The organism is Carboxylicivirga caseinilyticus (assembly GCF_050589785.1).
GTDB classification, from domain to species: domain Bacteria; phylum Bacteroidota; class Bacteroidia; order Bacteroidales; family Marinilabiliaceae; genus Carboxylicivirga; species Carboxylicivirga caseinilyticus.
In genome coordinates this window covers 1-18,075 of record NZ_JBNGOX010000051.1, presented here as the reverse complement: position 1 = coordinate 18,075, position 18,075 = coordinate 1, and the positions used below count along the sequence as shown (strand labels likewise).

Annotated in this window: 14 protein-coding genes; 10 read left to right on the top strand and 4 right to left on the bottom strand. The window is 33.3% G+C overall.

Annotation, left to right across the window (positions count from 1 at the left end; all coding sequences use genetic code 11):
- The first annotated feature begins 1 nt into the window (after position 1).
- From ACRD62_RS19680 to ACRD62_RS19640, 9 genes are all read left to right on the top strand, one after another.
- Positions 2–1,522, top strand: a complete 1,521-nt coding sequence (locus tag ACRD62_RS19680; RefSeq protein WP_430821832.1) for an AMP-binding protein — start codon at positions 2–4, stop codon at positions 1,520–1,522.
- Entirely contained in the window at positions 1,515–2,171 is a 657-nt protein-coding gene (locus tag ACRD62_RS19675) for a GNAT family N-acetyltransferase (RefSeq protein WP_430821831.1), read from the top strand. Before ACRD62_RS19680 ends, ACRD62_RS19675 begins: the two co-directional genes overlap by 8 nt.
- A 12-nt stretch (positions 2,172–2,183) precedes the next feature.
- Complete coding sequence (locus tag ACRD62_RS19670) at positions 2,184–2,423, top strand: acyl carrier protein (RefSeq protein ID WP_321409476.1); 240 nt, start codon at positions 2,184–2,186, stop codon at positions 2,421–2,423.
- A gap of 43 nt (positions 2,424–2,466) precedes the next feature.
- Positions 2,467–3,348: a hypothetical protein gene (locus ACRD62_RS19665; protein WP_430821830.1), complete on the top strand. Its 882-nt coding sequence runs from the start codon at positions 2,467–2,469 to the stop codon at positions 3,346–3,348.
- A 256-nt stretch (positions 3,349–3,604) separates the two neighbouring features.
- Positions 3,605–4,813 carry an MBOAT family O-acyltransferase gene (locus ACRD62_RS19660; RefSeq protein WP_321409480.1) on the top strand — a complete coding sequence of 403 codons (1,209 nt, stop codon included), beginning with the start codon at positions 3,605–3,607 and terminating at the stop codon, positions 4,811–4,813.
- Positions 4,814–4,912: 99 nt separating this feature from the next.
- Positions 4,913–5,497 (top strand): sugar transferase, encoded by a 585-nt coding sequence (locus ACRD62_RS19655; RefSeq protein WP_430821829.1) that lies wholly within the window; start codon positions 4,913–4,915, stop codon positions 5,495–5,497.
- A 126-nt stretch (positions 5,498–5,623) separates the two neighbouring features.
- The gene (locus ACRD62_RS19650) at positions 5,624–6,775 is read left to right on the top strand and encodes a DegT/DnrJ/EryC1/StrS family aminotransferase (protein ID WP_430821828.1); all 1,152 of its coding nucleotides are present in this window, start codon (positions 5,624–5,626) and stop codon (positions 6,773–6,775) included.
- 89 nt (positions 6,776–6,864) lie between these two features.
- The gene (locus tag ACRD62_RS19645) at positions 6,865–8,301 is read left to right on the top strand and encodes an MBOAT family O-acyltransferase (RefSeq protein WP_430821827.1); all 1,437 of its coding nucleotides are present in this window, start codon (positions 6,865–6,867) and stop codon (positions 8,299–8,301) included.
- On the top strand, positions 8,301–9,215 hold the full coding sequence (locus tag ACRD62_RS19640; RefSeq protein WP_430821826.1) for a hypothetical protein: 915 nt from the start codon (positions 8,301–8,303) through the stop codon (positions 9,213–9,215). The genes ACRD62_RS19645 and ACRD62_RS19640 overlap by 1 nt, the downstream gene beginning before the upstream one ends.
- Positions 9,216–9,258: 43 nt before the next feature.
- Here the strand turns inward: ACRD62_RS19640 and ACRD62_RS19635 are convergent, their stop codons facing one another.
- On the bottom strand, positions 9,259–10,131 hold the full coding sequence (locus ACRD62_RS19635; protein ID WP_430821825.1) for a hypothetical protein: 873 nt from the start codon (positions 10,129–10,131) through the stop codon (positions 9,259–9,261).
- Between the two features lie 111 nt (positions 10,132–10,242).
- On the opposite strand from ACRD62_RS19635, the gene ACRD62_RS19630 reads away from it, so the two are divergent.
- Positions 10,243–11,499, top strand: a complete 1,257-nt coding sequence (locus tag ACRD62_RS19630) for a T9SS type A sorting domain-containing protein (protein ID WP_430821824.1) — start codon at positions 10,243–10,245, stop codon at positions 11,497–11,499.
- 27 nt (positions 11,500–11,526) lie between these two features.
- Here ACRD62_RS19630 and ACRD62_RS19625 read toward each other — a convergent pair whose 3' ends face one another.
- The 3 genes from ACRD62_RS19625 to ACRD62_RS19615 form a co-directional block, all read right to left on the bottom strand.
- Positions 11,527–12,690 (bottom strand): DegT/DnrJ/EryC1/StrS family aminotransferase, encoded by a 1,164-nt coding sequence (locus ACRD62_RS19625; RefSeq protein ID WP_430821823.1) that lies wholly within the window; start codon positions 12,688–12,690, stop codon positions 11,527–11,529.
- A 234-nt stretch (positions 12,691–12,924) separates the two neighbouring features.
- Positions 12,925–15,984: a right-handed parallel beta-helix repeat-containing protein gene (locus ACRD62_RS19620; protein ID WP_430821822.1), complete on the bottom strand. Its 3,060-nt coding sequence runs from the start codon at positions 15,982–15,984 to the stop codon at positions 12,925–12,927.
- 83 nt (positions 15,985–16,067) lie between these two features.
- A complete protein-coding gene (locus ACRD62_RS19615; protein WP_430821821.1) occupies positions 16,068–17,357 on the bottom strand; it encodes a T9SS type A sorting domain-containing protein in 1,290 nt (429 codons plus the stop codon).
- Positions 17,358–18,075: the final 718 nt, after the last annotated feature.

Sequence of the window (18,075 nt, the reverse complement as noted above, 5' to 3'; positions counted from 1 at the left end):
TATGACCCATTCACATCCGTTAAATAAATTTGAAGTACAGGTTTTAGAACCAATTCTGCATGCAATAGCATTTTTCCCTACTAAAAATGCTTTTTTTATAGATGAGCAATATTATACCTATCAAGATTTTGCTCAATGTATTTCAAAAATAAGGGAATACCTTAAGAAAAGGAATGACATTAGTAGTAACGTAGGATTAATAGCTAATGACGACTTGGAAACTTATGCATCGATAATTGCTATTTGGTTGGAAGGTCTAGCTTATGTACCGATACATCCCGGGCACCCCAAAGAAAGGGGTATGGATATTGTAAAACAAGCTAATATTGAATTAGTTTTAGATTCATCAAGCACTTCTTTTTTGAATGATGTAAAAACCGTTTTAAGTAAGAATTTATTATTTAATGATTATGAATTGGAATTATGTTCATATGATAGTAATCAATTGGCATATATTCTTTTTACGTCAGGTAGTACAGGGCAACCCAAAGGAGTCACAATAACGAGAAAAAATGTTGGAGCTTTTATGGAGGCTTTTTGGCAAATAGGTTTTAAGATTGATGAAAAAGACAGATGTTTACAATGCTTTGATCTAACTTTTGACGTTTCAGTGCAATCTTTTCTTGTGCCATTAACCAAAGGAGCCTGTACCTATACAATTCCTCATGATCGTATTAAATATAGTTATGCATCCGAACTTTTAGAAGATCATAAACTTACATTTGGAGCGATGGCTCCTTCAATGGTTCGGTTTTTAAGACCTTATTTTGATGAAATCGATTTGCCTCATTTACGTTATAATATTCTTACTGCAGAAGCGGCTCCATTAAACCTGATTGAAGAGTGGTCGGAGTGTATTCCAAATGCTAAAATATTTGACTTGTATGGGCCTACCGAAGCTACCATTTATTGTACATTTAATGAATTCAAGAGAAAGGGTTTCAATAAAGAATTAAATGGCATGTTTTGTATAGGTAAACCAATGGTTGGCATTCAAGCCATTATTTGTAATGATTCGGGTGAAATATTATCCAATAATATGAGTGGAGAACTGTGTATTGCAGGAGATCAGGTAACAGCCGGATACTGGAAAAACCAGGTGAAAAATGACTCTTCTTTCATTCTAATAGAACAAAATAATAAACAAATAAGATTTTATAAAACGGGTGATGGTTGTTATATAGACGATGATGGGGATTTAATGTTGAGTGGAAGATTGGATTATCAGGTAAAGATCCAGGGGTACAGAATAGAACTGGGCGAAATTGAGTATCATACCAGAAATGCAGTTAATGGTAAAAATGCAGTGGCTGTTGTTTACGAAAGTCATTCTGGGAATCATGAAATTGCTATGTTTATTGAAGATAATAAGTTAGATGAAGATGTTGTAAGACAATATTTGAAATCAAAATTACCATCTTACATGATACCGACCAAATTTCTGCTTGTTGAAAGCTTTCCAATTAATACCAATGGAAAAACAGATCGTTTGGAATTACTAAAAATTTTGAAAAATGAGTGAATATGTATTAAGAAGTGCCAGCATTGAAGATATTCCGTTTTTAGTTAATACTATTATTGAGGCGGAAAAGGGTGGTACAGATATTTTATCTTATTCTTCTGTATTTGGTATTACGGAAGTTGAGGCTAAAAAGTATATAACTCAAATGCTTGAAGAAGAAATTGATGGGTGTGAATTATCCGTTTCAAGTTTTCTTGTTGCTGAAGATAATGGTGTCGTCATAGCAGCTTTAAGCGCATGGGTGGAAGGTGCTGGAGGAGTTTCTTCCATTGAAATAAAGGGTAATTTGCTTGGATTTGTATTACCCCAAGAGTCAATTAAAAATGCGGCAAGAGTTAATAATTTATTAAAGCAGGTTCGTATTGATTATGTAACTGGAAGTCTTCAGAAGGGAGCTGGTTATGTTATAGATAACTATCGTAATAAAGGAATTTTGGGTATGTTAACAGAGGAAATAATAAGGCGAGTGAAGATTAATAATCCAGAAATATCTGAAGTCTATACCCAAGTATTTGGTTGCAATATACCTGCGATAAAAGCCAATGAAAGGGTTGGGTTTGAGATTGTGAAGAAAGTAGAGGCAGAAAATGATGATGTGTTAAATTATCTGCCATCAAAAATTAAATTTCAATTAAAAAGAAATATTTAAATAAATTGTATTATGGATAGATCAGATGTTTATGAAAAGTTAACCGGAATTTTCCGAAAGGTATTAAGTAATGATTCCCTTGAAATTTCAGATGAACTGACAGCAAACGATGTCGAAAATTGGGATTCTCTTTCTCACATGTTATTGATAACTGAAGTTGAAGAGACATTTTCTATTAAATTTAGACTTAAAGAGCTAAATAAAATGCATAATGTTGGTGAAATGGTAGATATAATAATTTCAAAATTATGAATCTTTTATTAGTGTCTATTATACATTAAACCTATTTTGATTAATGAAAAGATTAAGCTTAAAAATACTATTTTTTGTATCAGTCTTTGTATTATTTAATTATACATACATGTGGTACTTAAAAAGGTACGATTTTGAATTGTCAAAAGCATTGATGATTTCAAAAATGAAAAACCAAAAATTCGATTGTATTTTTTTAGGTAATAGTGTTTCATTTGATGGCATTGATTCAGAATTTTTCACAAAAAATGGAGTAAGCGCTTATAATTTCGCTTTAGGAGGTGCAAATATTGAAGCAAGTTATATTCAATTATCAAATTATTTGAAGACTAATACTACAAAATGTGTAATGTTGGGTTTGTCTCCTGGTGTTGATTATAAGAATTTTACACCTCCACCTCTTCACCCTGCCATCGAGTATAGTTATGATTTAATGGATAAATTTAGTATTAGGAGTATTCCTGTGATAAAATTCCAATGGTTAGCAGTTGAAATAGTAAAAAAGGTATTATCAAAGGATCATAGAGAGGCGAGAATTGTAATGGGACAGTTAAGAACAAAAAAAACGGTCCCAGATCATACTGATTATAGTCAGAAGACAAAGACCAGTATAAGTATCTGTGACTTTGAAAAGGCAAAGTTCCTTTTTAAGATGGATTCACTGTGCGATGTCAATAAAATTGACTTTGTATTGATTGGTATGCCTGGCTATAAGAATACACAGAATGATATTGATGTTGGATTACATATATTAGAGTATAATGGGGACAATAAATTACATTATTTGAACCTTAATAATGCAAAGCAGTGTACTCAGATGTTTGATTCCACAGATTGGCTTGGTAATAGTCATTTAAATGAATATGGAGCAAAAAAACTTACTGAATTTCTTTATAACCTCTATAACGAGAATAGCTTTCATTAAAATATAAAATAAGTAATTGTAAAATTATATGGTCTTTACATCGTTAAGTTTTCTACTTTTTTACCCTCTTGTTGTATTTATTTATTTTATACTTCCTCAAAAGTTGAGATGGGGATTTGTTCTATTGGCAAGCCTTTACTTTTATACTAATATTCAACCTGTTTTTACCCTATTACTTTTAGGAGTCTCAATTGTGACTTATAGTTTTGCCCTATTTATTGACAAATCTAAGTCTTATAAAAAAAAAGAGATCCTTTTGACAATAGGTTTACTGTTGGTTTTACTGCCACTTTTCTTTTTTAAGTATTACAATTTTGTCAACGAAAGTATTTTTTCACTTTTAGAACTGACTGGATTAAGATGGCATTTACCACAAATCAACTGGATGTTACCAATCGGAATTTCATTTTATACATTTATGGCTATTGGATACATTGTTGATGTTTACAATGAAGAAATTGAGGCTGAAAAGAATCTCGGTTTAATAACCTTATTCCTGTCATATTTCCCATTGGTTCTATCCGGACCTATAGAACGCGCGCCTAGTATGCTTCCTCAGTTTAAGAAAAAGATGGAATTTAATTACCCAATGGTAGTAACGGGATTGCAAATGATATTATGGGGCTATTTTATGAAACTGGTAGTTGCAGACAGGTTATCCGTTTATATTGATCCTATAATATCAAGTATTGATCAACATTCAGGTGGAACAATATTTCTTGCAACATTGTTATATCCCATGCAAATTTATTGTGACCTTGGCGGCTACTCATTAATTGCCATTGGAGCGGCAAGTGTTATGGGACTAAAAGTACGACCAAACTTTAATCGTCCGTTTTTTGCAATGTCAGTTTCTGAGTTTTGGAGGAGGTGGCATATGTCGTTGATATCGTGGATATTAGATTATGTGTATACACCATTGTCATTTATGCTGCGGAAATATAAAATGAAAGGTGTAGTATTTACGATAACATTGACACTCTTTATTATGGGAATGTGGCATGGAGCACGCCTTACTTTTTTAGTTTGGGCCTTTTATCAAGGATTTTTTATAAGTCTTGAAGCAATCACAAAAAAAAGAAAATCTGAGATAGAACGGCGCTTTAATTTAACAAAGAAAGTGTGGTATATATTAATAAGTATAATTATTACTTATATAATATTTGCATTTTCGTTTCTGACTGGTGGTATAAGACATACTGTGTCAGAAGGTATTTTGGCAGTTATAAAAATGTTTACACATTTTGGTCCGGTTTATATTGATAAAACTGTCCTTCTATACGCTTTTTTGGGCATAGCTATATTATTAATATCAGAATTCAGAGATGAATTTTATCCTAACAAATTTTTATTCTTCAATAATAAAAATGTAATCATAAGATGGCTATCTTATTTTTCTGTACTTCTTGTGATATTTATTTTTGGTGTGTTTAAAGGCAGTAATTTCATTTATTTCAATTTTTGAATGGGAAGAAACCCAAATGAAAATGGAATTTAAAAGAATAATTAAATTATTTATTAATGAATACTTGATGTCTTTGTATTTATATTTAAGAAAAATGGAATGTTTGTAAAGAGAATTAGTGATCTGTTGTTTTCATTGATAGGCTTGATATTACTCTTGCCAATTTATATAGTTATTATTCTTTTGATTAAAATCTATATGGGATCGCCTGTGTTTTTTTGCCAACAAAGGGTAGGTCGATTTGGTCAGCCTTTTACTATTTATAAGTTCAGGACCATGACAGTTGGACATGGCGGTAATTCGATCTCCATAAAAGGTGAAAACAGAATTACACCTTTGGGTTCTATTTTGCGTAAGTATAAACTGGATGAACTGCCGGAGCTATGGAATGTATTAATTGGAGATATGAGCCTTGTAGGGCCGCGTCCGGATATGCCGGAATATTACGATAAATTAATAGGAGAGGAAAAAAAAATATTGGAATTACGGCCAGGAATTACAGGTCCGGCCTCTTTAAAATATGTTAATGAAGAAGAGCTTTTATCAACTGTTAATGATCCTAAGAAATTTAATGATGAGGTAATTTGGCCTGATAAGGTTAAAATTAATTTGGATTATTATTATAATCATACTTTAGGTCTTGACATTAAATTAATTATTCAAACGATAATTGGTTTTAAATAAACCAACTAGATTCTCATGGCTGCTCTTATTTTAAGATAGATTAAGTAGTTCATGTATTTTGTAATCATCAATGCTTTACTATCTTTATGGTAATTTCAACTTAATTGTTTGATCAAGTTTAAGTATATGAAATCAAAAAAAACACGTCTATATATATCAAGTCCTCATATGTCAGGGGATGAACAAAAGTACATACAAGAGGCTTTTGATCAGAACTGGATAGCGCCATTAGGTCCTAATGTGGATGCTTTTGAATCAGCTATTGCTGGCTATTGTAATGTTAATCATGTAGCAGCTTTAAGTTCAGGGACAGCTTCTATTCATCTGGCTTTAGTTCTTTTAGGTGTGCAAAAAGAAGATGAAGTACTAGTTTCTACTTTTACTTTTTCAGCATCGGTTAATCCTATTATTTATCAGGGAGCTAAGCCTGTTTTTATTGATAGTGAACCGGAAACCTGGAATATGGATCCGATTCTTTTGAAGCAGGCTCTGGAAGAGCGTAAATTGAATGGAAAGCTGCAGAAAGTTAAGGCTATCATTGTGGTGCATTTATATGGGATGCCGGCTAAAATGGATGAAATTATGGAGATTGCCAGTACCTATGGTATCCCAGTTATTGAAGATGCAGCTGAAGCACTAGGTAGTCAATTGAATGGAAAACCTTTAGGCTCATTTGGAGAACTGGGTATTTTATCTTTTAATGGGAACAAAATAATTACTACTTCCGGAGGAGGGGCTTTACTTTCCAATGAAAAGGCTTATATTGAAAAGGCCCGGTTTTTAGCTACTCAGGCCAGAGATCAGGCACCTCATTATCAACATAGCGAAATCGGGTATAATTACCGGATGAGTAATGTACTGGCCGGTTTAGGGCGTGGTCAAATGGAAGTTATAGATGAGCGTGTAAAGAAACGGCGGGAGAATTTTGTGTTCTATTGGGATATTTTTAAAGGAATAAAGGGAGTTTCCTTTCAACCTGAACCAGAAGGATTTTACTCAAACCGTTGGTTAACTACTATCATTATTAATCCGGAAGTAACCGGTATTCAACGTTTAATTCTTCAACAAAAATTGGAAGAAGAGAATATAGAGACGCGTCCATTATGGAAGCCCATGCATTTACAACCAGTATTTAAATGCTATGATGCCTATCTTACCGGTGTTTCAGAAGCCCTTTTTAACAATGGTTTATGTTTACCTTCCGGATCAAATCTGGATAAAGAAGATAGGGATAGGATAAAAAAGGCTTTGAGTATGTTTTTTTCATTTATTGATTGATCAAAAAATAAGCATCCCCCGTCATATTAATTGTTCGCCTTATTATTATACTGTGTATAATCGTATGATTTTCTTAAGGCATGATCATTATGGATATAATATCTATTGAATTTACTTTAATTGTTTTAGGAGCAGTATTTATTTATTATCTGCTTAATCACAAGTACAGATCTACATTGTTAGTTATATTAAGTGGAGGGTTTGTAGCCAGTTATAGCTATTTTTTGTTACTTTATGTACTTGTTTATGGTTTGGTAAACTATATCATTGGTATTAAGCTAGAGAATGCCAAAAGCAGAAAATGGATATTTCGGACAGGACTGCTGATAAATATAGGACAGCTGGTTATTTTAAAATATTCCTCATTTGCTATTGATCCGTTTATTGAATTACTGGATTTTAATTTTACTTTTACTACCTTATCCAATCTCATTATTCCAATTGGCATCTCCTATTTTACCCTTCAATCCATTGGTTATTTGATTAATATAAAAATGGGTTGGGAAAAGGCGGATAAAAATTTCATTGATTTCTTACTCTATTTAATCTTTTTTCCTAAGTTTTTATCCGGACCAATTGAGCGTTCCAATCACTTTCTACCACAATTAAAAAAAACAGTTGTTTTTAAGCAAGAAAATATAATAGAAGGATTACGGTTAGCCTTGATAGGGGCCTTTAAAAAAGTAGTTATTGCCAATCAATTGGCACCCTTAATAACTGTGGCTTATTCTGATATTTCCTCCGCAAACGCGACTTTATTAGGAACAGTAATTTTGCTTCAACCTCTCTATTTGTATTTTGATTTTTCAGGATATACAGATATAGCATTGGGTATTGCCAGGATGTTCGGAATCAATTTATTGCCGAATTTTAGCCGTCCGTTTTTTGCAGAAAATGTATCCCTTTTCTGGAGAAAGTTTCATATGTCTTTGTCGTTATGGTTTAGTGACTATATTTTTAAGCAAACCATGTTTCGAAGACGTAAATGGGGGAATCTCGCACCAATTTATGCTCTGGTTTTAACATGGACCTTATTTGGCATATGGCATGGTGCCGGATGGAACTTTATGATACTTGGTGTTATTCAGGCTATTGCCATTATCTATGAGTTTTTCACCAAAGGCTGGAGAAAACGTTTTTTTACAAAATGGCCCGGAAGTTTAAGAATATGGACAGGCCGGGGCTTAACTTATTTATTCTATGCCTTTTCTTTGGTTTTTTTCTTTTCGCCGGATCTTGGTAAAGCGTTCAGTTTTTTATCAGGCCTGGGAGGGCATTGGGATGCCTTGATATTACCAATTAATCAAAAAGTGGTGTTATTGTTCAGCTTACTATTGGTTATTATTTTTATGACCGGAGAATTATTGGCTAATGATTATCCGGCACTGTTTTCGCGTTATAGTGTAGGATGGCAAAAAAAAGGCACATTATATTGCTCGCTCAGATGGGGGCTTTATTTTTGGTTAATGGCAGTGATTATTGTTTTTAAGAATGATGTTCAAAGTTTTATCTATTTTCAGTTTTAATGGGCAAATTATATTTTAAAATCTTTGTTTTTCTCACTTTATTCTGGTTGTTGGATAAGGCCTTCTATTTAGTTGCCAATCGGTCAGCTGAATCAGAAATTGACAAACGGCTGGAGATGATTCTTAATGGGAATATGAATAAAGATGTCATCGTTGCTGGTTCATCAAGAGGAGGAAGGGATGTCATTGCCTCTATTATTCAGGATAGCTTAACATTGTCTGCTTATAATATCTGTTATCCCGGTTCGGATGTTTCATTCCATTCTTTTCTTTTTGAAGCTCTGTTTAAATTTAATAAAGTTCCTAAATATACTATATTGGTTGTTGATGATAACCAGGAACTTATTCCAGAGAGAACGGTGATGTTCCGGAAAGATCGCTTATATCCACTGATAAAATATCCATTTGTCTGGAAAAAATTGGCAGAGATAGATAATAAGGAAAAAGTTTTTTCCCAATTATTACTCCTGAATAGATTGAATAAATCAAATTTTGATTTGAGGACTAAAAAATTTACCCCGCATGATTCATTGTTATCCTGTGGTTCCATGCCAATATCGTGGTATAACAAGGATTGGAATTATCCTTTTATTAATGATGATTCTTATGCATTTGATCAGGAAAGTGAAGAGTTGGTTAATACCTTTAAAACTATGATTCAGCAAATAAAAGGTTCCGGTACTAAATTAATTATTGTATTCCCTCCAAACTACAAACCTCACAGCCCTGCTTTTGAAGAAAGAATAAAAAGCTTATGCGGTAAAGAAGTAGACTATTATGTCTATAATCAAAATGATTCATTGTATTTAAGGGAAGACAGTTTTTTTGATGAGAGTCATTTAATGCGTCATTCGGCAGAAGTGTTCACCCGTGAAATCATTGCCTTTATGAAGCAAAACTATAAGATTGATTAGTCACAAAAGAGTTTTAAATGAATTATTACTGGAATATTTAAATTTATTTTATTTCTTCTCCTGTCAGTGAGGTTCCCTGTCCCTTATTCTCTATGATATCAATTAGGCGATTAAATAATTTATTAACAGCTATATTTGCAAAGTTTTGATTGGGATGAGAATCATTTGTACTTTGGGCATATTCTTCCTTAAAGTATAAGCCGCCTTCGGTTTGCAATTGTCTGAAATCCCATAAATAGATATTGTCGCCATTTCTATCCCATTCTTCTTTTACCCAATTGTAAAATTGATTGGCTCGTTCTGATTCTTCTTCATTTGTTGCATTTTTCACCAATGCTGTTGGTGTCCATAAAACAAATTTGGTTTCAGGGAAGGAAAGTAGTTTTTTCTTTAGAGCCAGGTATTGTAATTTATAATTACCAATTGTTTTTTCTTCAGAATCAACATTGCTTGAATCAGAATCGGCTTCAATATTACTAACCGGAAAACAGTGTTTAAATATAATGACATCATACATGGCACTTAAAGCCTCGAGGGTTGGTTCTTCAAGGTAGTAAGCCTCTTCGGCATGTTTCACCCAGATATTATAATAGTCGTAAGGATAGTTGTTCCATCCATAAGGGGAAGCTTTGGGGAATGTCATTTCTGTAATTTGGTAATTGACTTTTTTTAAGGTATTATAATTATCAAAAAGTCTGGGTAATTCAGCCTGAATGCCTAAGAATCCGGCAACCTTAGTACTTTTGTTCAGGATACGTTTGGCGATGGCTGAACTTTGTTTTCCGTTCCAGATGACTCGGCCGGTGCTGTGATGGAGATAAACTATATTAATATTTTTATCTTCAACCTTCGAATCACAAGCTCCTAATACAATAAGCATCATTAACAAAAAAATAGATGATAGTATAATTTTCATTTTATATTTGTTTTTACCTTGGATTTAAACAAATGTATTCAATTGTTGTTTAACTTTCATAAATGAAATTTTATTAATATTTCTTTTACACCTAAATTAAAATTCACCATAATGAAAAAGTTAGTAATTTCCACTGTTTTTACTGTGTTTCTGGTTGGGCTTAAAGCTCAGATAATTGCTGATCATACTGTTGTTGATCAATATGATCAGATTCCGGATGAATATCTTAATAAGGTTAAAACCATGTTGGTGGAGATGGCCGGAGAATCGCATTCTTCAACTTTTAATTATGGATCTAATCTTTTGGAACAGTTTGATTCAAAATTTCAATCTACTTATTTTGGAGGTACACCTCCGGCAGAAACAACAGGATTTCTTCGAATTGGAAAAATTGACAATGTTGGAGAAGAAACTTACTTTGCAAGTTCTTCAGCTATTGATGGCTATAAGGCTAGGATAGCAAACCAAAATAATACAGGTAATGTTTTTGATGTGATGGGTTTTGTGTGGTGCTGGGATATGTATTATGATCCAGCGCCGGGAGGTGGCTTGGATCCTGTTTATAATGTTCATTGGGGAGGAACTATTGAAGGAGGTCCTGAAAGGCCGGAAGGAATCAAGCGCTGGGGCTTGGATTCTGAGGATACTGAATTAACTGGGAATAGTGTAAGTATGGATACTTATTTGAATACGGTGCTTGATTATCAGCAATACTGTATTGATAATGGCTGGGGTACTAAGATCATTTTTACTACGGGCCCTGTGGATGACACTTATCCTGATTCGGAAGGAAATGAAGATGGGGTGCAGCGTGAAATCAAACACAATTATATTAGGGAGTTTGTGAATAAAGATCCCCAACGTATACTCTTCGATTATGCTGATATACTCTGTTGGAATAATGCCGGGGAAAAGTATGAAGGTGTTTGGAATGATGGTGGTACATTGCGTTACCATGCTCATATTCATCCGGATAATACAATGGATTATGATGATAATTGGAATGTAATACAAGGAAAAGAAGATGGTGATCATATAGGCGAAGTAGGTTCATTACGTATAATGAAAGCCATGTGGTGGATGCTTGCCAGAATAGCAGGATGGGAAGGTGTACCAACTGATAATGGAAATGTTGATCAAAATACTGTTACCTTAAAAAAAATGAATGACAGGTTTATTATAGAACTTAGAAATAATAATGCATACAATCAGTATTCAATATATAACATTAAAGGTAGTCAACTAAAAAATAGTCAAATAAATTCCCAATTAGTGGATATTCCAACCGGGAATATGCAGCCAGGAGTATATTTTATCTCTTTATCAGGAGACTCAGAAAACAGAACTTTAAAAGTTGTGATTGATTAAAAAGTAATGTTTTAAGTTTTAATGTTCTTAACTCAGTGTTTCTTTTAAGACATTGCAGACATATTCAACCTCATTAATATTCATATCAGGGTAAATGGGTAGTGATAAAGTTCCCTGCCATATATTTTCTGATACAGGAAAATCACAAGGTTTTAATTGATATTTATTTTGATAGTAAGTCATTCTGTGAAGCGGTTTATAATGAACAGATGTGCCAATACCTTTGCTACTTAGAGCTTCAATGCATTCATTCCTGTTTACTTTACATTTATGGTTTAAAGTAATGGTGAATAGGTGCCAGGAATGGTCTTCAAACTTTACCTTAACCAGAGGCAGGTCAATACATTCTATATTTTTGAGGTTCTCAAAATAAAGTAGAGCAATGGATTGTCTCTTTAGTCTGAGTTCTTCCGCAACCTCCAGTTGAGCTAAACCAATGGCAGCACTTATATCCGGCATATTGTATTTAAATCCCGGTGCCACTACATCATATTCCCATGAAGGTTTTTCAGAAGTAAAACGATCCCAGACATCCCGATTAATTCCATGGAGTCGCATGGTTTTAGCACGTTTAATAATTTCTTCATTATCGGTAAGTAGCATTCCTCCTTCACCCGTGGTAATAGTTTTATTGGCATAAAAACTGAAGCAGGTGATATCTCCAAATGTACCAATATATTTTCCCTGCCACTTTGACGGAAAGGCGTGAGCCGCATCTTCCATAACCTTAATTTGATTTCTTTGACACAAATCAATTATTCCGTTTTTCTGTTCATTAGTCATTTCACAAGCTTGTCCTCCAAAATGTACTATAATAAGGTGTTTAACGTCAGGATATTGCAGGATGGCTTGCTCCAAAATTTCAGGGGTAATTAATGAAGTGCCATATTCAACATCAAGAAAGACCGGATCGGCTCCCAGATATCGGATCACCTCTGCTGTTGCTGTAAAGGTCATGTCGGGCACAAAAACCTTATCTCCATAAGTAACTCCTAATGCCTCCAGTCCAAGGTGTAAGGCAGCTGTACAACTGTTCACAGCACAGGCATATTTAGCACCAACATAATTAGCAATCTTTCTTTCAAATTCAAATGTTTTCTCAGCTGTCGTTAGCCAGCCACTTTCAAGTACATCTGTAACGTATTTTAATTCGTTACCATTACAGGAAATTTTTGAAAACGGTATTTTCATAACATTATGTATAGATACTAATTAATAGATTAATTAAACTACTTAAATCTGTTTAAAGTAAACAATCTAAATCAAACAATATTTGTAAATTATTTCTTTTTGACCAACATGAATTATTTAGCATTAAATAGCTGTAATTTTAATTTTAAAATTCTAACTTTTAATAATATTACATTAAATAATAACCCCTGATTATTAAAATCAGGGGTTATTATTTATTTTTTAAGATTAAATCTACTGATAGAAGCTTTGTTTGGTAACGGTTGTTTCAACGTTGGTATCAGCATCGCTAATCTTAACAGAATAATTACCGGCTGCTAATTCAGATAAATTAACTACCGCTTTGTTTAAGCCTTTATTAGCCTGATATTCCTCAATCAGAACAGTTCTACCTGTTTCATCTATAACAGATATTGTTAAAAGGGCTGATTCAGTATAAGTAAATTCAATGGCGAATAAATCCACTGTTGGATTAGGGGAGCTGGAAAGGTATTCAAATTCATACGGTATTTCCTGTTCTAATTTGCTTACATAACAACTTACAGATGTGATACCATCATATAAGCTGATTCTGTACTCTCCTGCTTCAGCATTCGTTAGGTCTATTTTCGTTTCACTATTACCTTTAGTAACTGATTCAGTTATTTTTTTGATCTGCATACCTGTATTATTAAATACTTCAATGGTAACATTTCCTGCATTTGGACAATAATAGGAGACAGTAAATAAATCGTAACTTGATTCAGTAAAATCATTTAATTTTAATACTTCAGTCGGATTTGAATCATTGGTAGAAGTTACCTGACAGCTTGTTTTTGTATTATTATCTGATAAATAAATAATATAAACTCCGCTTGGTAATCCACTTATATCGACTGAAGTATGATTATTTTCACCTTCGCTGGCTGAATGAGTTGAATTTAAGACCTGTATTCCTTCACTATTTACAACTGATATCTCAATGTTTTGATTGTTAGGTGAATAGTAGGTTATGTTTACAGATCCTGAAGTTGGGTAAGCTGTATAACTGATGATTTCAAGCACCCGGGCTTCTTCTTTGATTACCTGGCAACTTACGGAAGTTATTTCATCTGTCAATGTTATTGTATATTCACCATTAGCCAGATTGGTAAGGTCTACTTCAATCTGATTGTTTTCTCCTTCCAAAGCATTATGTGTTAAAGTTAACACTTCATAATTATTGGTGTTTAAAATGCTGACGTTTATAATTTGGACTTTAGGAGAATAGTATGAAATATTCACAACATCTGAAGTAGGGTTAGGTGAATAAGAAAGGATCTCCAATGATCTGGCTTCCTCCTTGTATACCTGACAGCTTACAGAAGTAGATTCATCACTTAGATTTATAGTATAATTTCCAGTCGGCAATCCTGAAAGATCAACTTCAACCTGATTATCGCCTTGCAAAGCTTCCTGCGTTATGGAATTTACTTCTATATTGCTATTGTTAAGAATGCTGATATTAATGGATTGGTCCCTAGGTGAATAGTATGATACATTAGTAATGTCCATTGTAGAGTTCGGAGAATATGAGATTATCTCCAAAGTTCTGATTTTATTTACAATTATTGTTTTTGTTGCTGTAGCTGTATTTCCTGTATTATCGGTTACTGTTAATTGAACATTAAAGGTTCCATCATTGGAATAGCCATGCGTAGCATTGATTCCCGATCCTGTAGTATTATCTCCAAAGTTCCAGTTGTAGGATACTATGTTGCCATCATCACTACTTTCACTTGCATCAAATGAGATTTCTTCACCAACATTAACAGAGGTGGCTGAAGTCGAAAATTTGGCAGTTGGTGCGCCAACTGTATACTCAAAGGCACCAAGATCGGGGGCAGAGTCATTATAAGAAAGTCCAACATTAGTTCCTCCATCAATTAGATCGGAAGTAGGAGCTAAAGCTAAAGCTGTCATATCCGGTAAAGACCCGTCAGCTTTTCTTGGGGCTGTAATATTGGCTACAATTGCTTCGTGATTTAAATTATTAAAATCTTTTTCGTTAATTGTAAAATTGGGATTTGACTTAAAGTGAGGGTAGTTTTCTGACCAAATCCATGAATTATTACTATGGATATAATCCTCTGTCATAAGAGATATATCATAAGGAATTTTTAAACCTCCAGGGTCATAGCTTGTACTTCCATAAACAAGATTATTTTTATAAATAGAAGTTCTTGGACTAGTTTCAGTGGCAGCATTTGCACGTATGCCCACACCACATTTGAATATTGTGTTGTTATAAATTAATGCGTTATTTCGTACATATCCACCCGCATCCAATTCGACAATTCCACTATTACAATTATATGCTAGACAATTTGAGATTGTTAAGTATGTTACACTTGGGTCATACCAGTGGGCAAATTGACCAGATGCTTTAATTCCATTTCTTTCAACATCACCACCATCGGTATTAATATATTTATCTCCTGCCATGAACCAACAATTTTTAATTACCCTCTTTCCTTTTAAACCTGTTGGATCTACTCCATCATCTGTATAATTCCAGGCCCTACATCCTTCCCACAGCATATATCCTCCTTCATAAATAATTGTTTTCCATCCATCAGCTGCATTACCAATATTACTTACTAATGAGTCACATAAATTATAAACATCACAGTTTATAAATTTGGTTGTATCATGATGATCATATCCCCAATAAGGCTCATCAACAGGGGTCTTAGGATCGGTACCATTATACTCACTCCATACACCACTTGCAATATAAAAACCTCTTTGTCCTATGTCATGCATAACAATATGTTCAAATGTTAGGTTACATGAATAAGCAGATGTAATTGCCCCATCAATGACGCTGTCACATTGAAAGACATTTCTAATTTCAAAATCTTTAAAGGTTAAATATTCAGCATATTGTATGCTAATAGCAGAGTTATATTTGCCTCCAAATGGATTATCAGGTATAGAATCACAGTGATATGAACAATCTAAGATAGCCCATTCACCAGGGTAACTCATATATACTATTGGATTCTCAGCTGTTCCGCTTGATCCCAATGGTCCTCCATATGCTTCAGGGTTAATATTGTTAACCTCTATCGAATGATATACCCCTCCTCTAAAAAAAACTGTATCCCCTGGCTGTGCCATTTTAAATCCCTTTTGCCAAGTGGCAAAAGGCTGATCAATTGTCCCCGGATTGGAATCACTACCATCGGTTGCGACATAATATTTCCCTCCACTAACTTGTGCATTAACTAAGTATGGAATTATCAGTAATAATACAAGTGCTATTCTCTTCATCTGTATATGCCTCCGTGATTATTTAAATATACTGTTTTGAATGTTGTAGTAAGTTCACTTACCCTGAGAAAAAAAATTACACACTATTTTTTAACAAATTTGGTTTGTGCAACACCATCCTTAAAGCTTATTTTAGCTATATAAGCTCCATTTTTTAAATTGCTAACATTAATATATTGCCCGTTCTGAGGAACAGGTACTTGCATGACCAGCGTGCCGTCCATCTTAAAAATTTTTAGTTGCTCGGCATCGCCACTAAACTTTAAGTACATATCATCTTTGGCAGGATTAGGATATAGAACCAACTCATAATCCTTTGAAATTATATTTTCCTCACCAGGCAGTAAAGTTTGTGAGTAGAAATATTCCTTTTTAAAGTTGTTCTGCCAGTCTGAAGTATTAGAATTCCAGTATAAAGTTGTTTCAGAAGACTTTATTGAATTATTGTCATATGTAAAAACATCTTTGCTTTGAGGTTTCCAAGAAGTAGAATTCTCATCCCATAACTCTTTTTCAATTTCTGTAATATAATTCAGTTCATCAGTTACTTCTGTTATCAACATGCTGTTTGACCAGTCAGATTTATCTTCATTCCAACTATTTCTTGTTTTGATAACTTTGCCTGTTGAGTAGTTAACATCCGTGTATCGGATATTTGTCCAGTTGTTTAATTCAGGGTCCCAATCAATTATTTGTTCAGAGATCAGATTTCCAGATTCGTAATTTTGGATACACTCCCATTCGTCGCTCCATACCTGTGTTTCTGTATTAAATGATTTATGAGTGGTTTGAAGTAAATTACCATTATTGTCGTAATAACAATTGTAATCCCAATAGGATTCCCATTTATTTTGTTCTGGATTCCATTTTACTGTCTGGTATGAAAGTAATTGCCAGTTTTGGTTATAATATTGGTCTTGTTGCCAGATATATTCCCAGGAACTGTCAATCCATTCAGAGTAGATAATATTCAGCTTATTGTTTTCCTGATCTTCTATAAAGGACTTTTTCCAGATATTATTCCAACTCTTTGTTTCGTCATTCCATTGTGAATGGTTTTGAGTATAACCGGAATTATTATCTGTGTAAGTATAAAAAATAAGAGTTGTATTTGCCCAGATTCCATTTTCTAATTTTTGAGATCTGGATTCCAGGATATTTCCTTTTGAATCATAGCTATTGTAGGTTCTTGCGCTTACAGCCAGTTTATTGTTTACTGAAGTGTATGAATAAACAGAATCTAACAGGTAATAAACACTATCTGACAGATAAACAATTTTGTCACCTTCAAAAGTCTTAGTGCTCTTTAAAGATTGCGCATCAATATGTACTAAACATGCCATTATGGCCCCCACAAAAAGTAATACTTTCATCATCATCAATATAATTCAGGTGTTTTTTCGTCTAGTACGCCATAAATTTAAAATTGTTATACTTAATCAAAAAATTTAACTTATTAAAGTATTTAAAATTTAGACTTAAACAAGGAACAAGTGCATTGGTCAAAGATGCATCACCTTTTAAAAATGTAAATTTTATAGGATTTATTAAGTTGCAGTTGGTCAATAATATATGAATTAATCGGAAGTTGATTTTTATTTTAAAGAGTCAATAGAACTATTGATTATCGGAGGGAAAAATGTTCATAACTTGTTTATAAAAAAAATAAAATATTTTTTTGGTATTAACTTTTCTTCATTTTTGAAAAATAAGATGAACGCAGCTTTAAAAATTATTTCATGAGTTGGATCAAATAGTTATTTATTGCATAAGTTCATCAATTATAGTGTGTGTGTTATAGATTTTTTCTTTATCTGATGACAGGAAGAGTGTAGATAGAAATTAGATAGCAAATCGGCGCAATAAGATTAATCGGCAAAGCTGGCTACTTTGTGAGACGGATTTAATGATGCTTTTAATACCGTAGGTTAAAACCCACGGCTTATACAGACAGCCTTTGAGGTTTCTTTAGAAGGATATTTTAAAGTAAATCATAAAAATTTAATTGGTGAAATCAGTGTAATTTGTGGTTGAAAAATAATTGCAGATTTATATCATAAGCTCATCAGTCATAGTGTGAAATTTATCTAT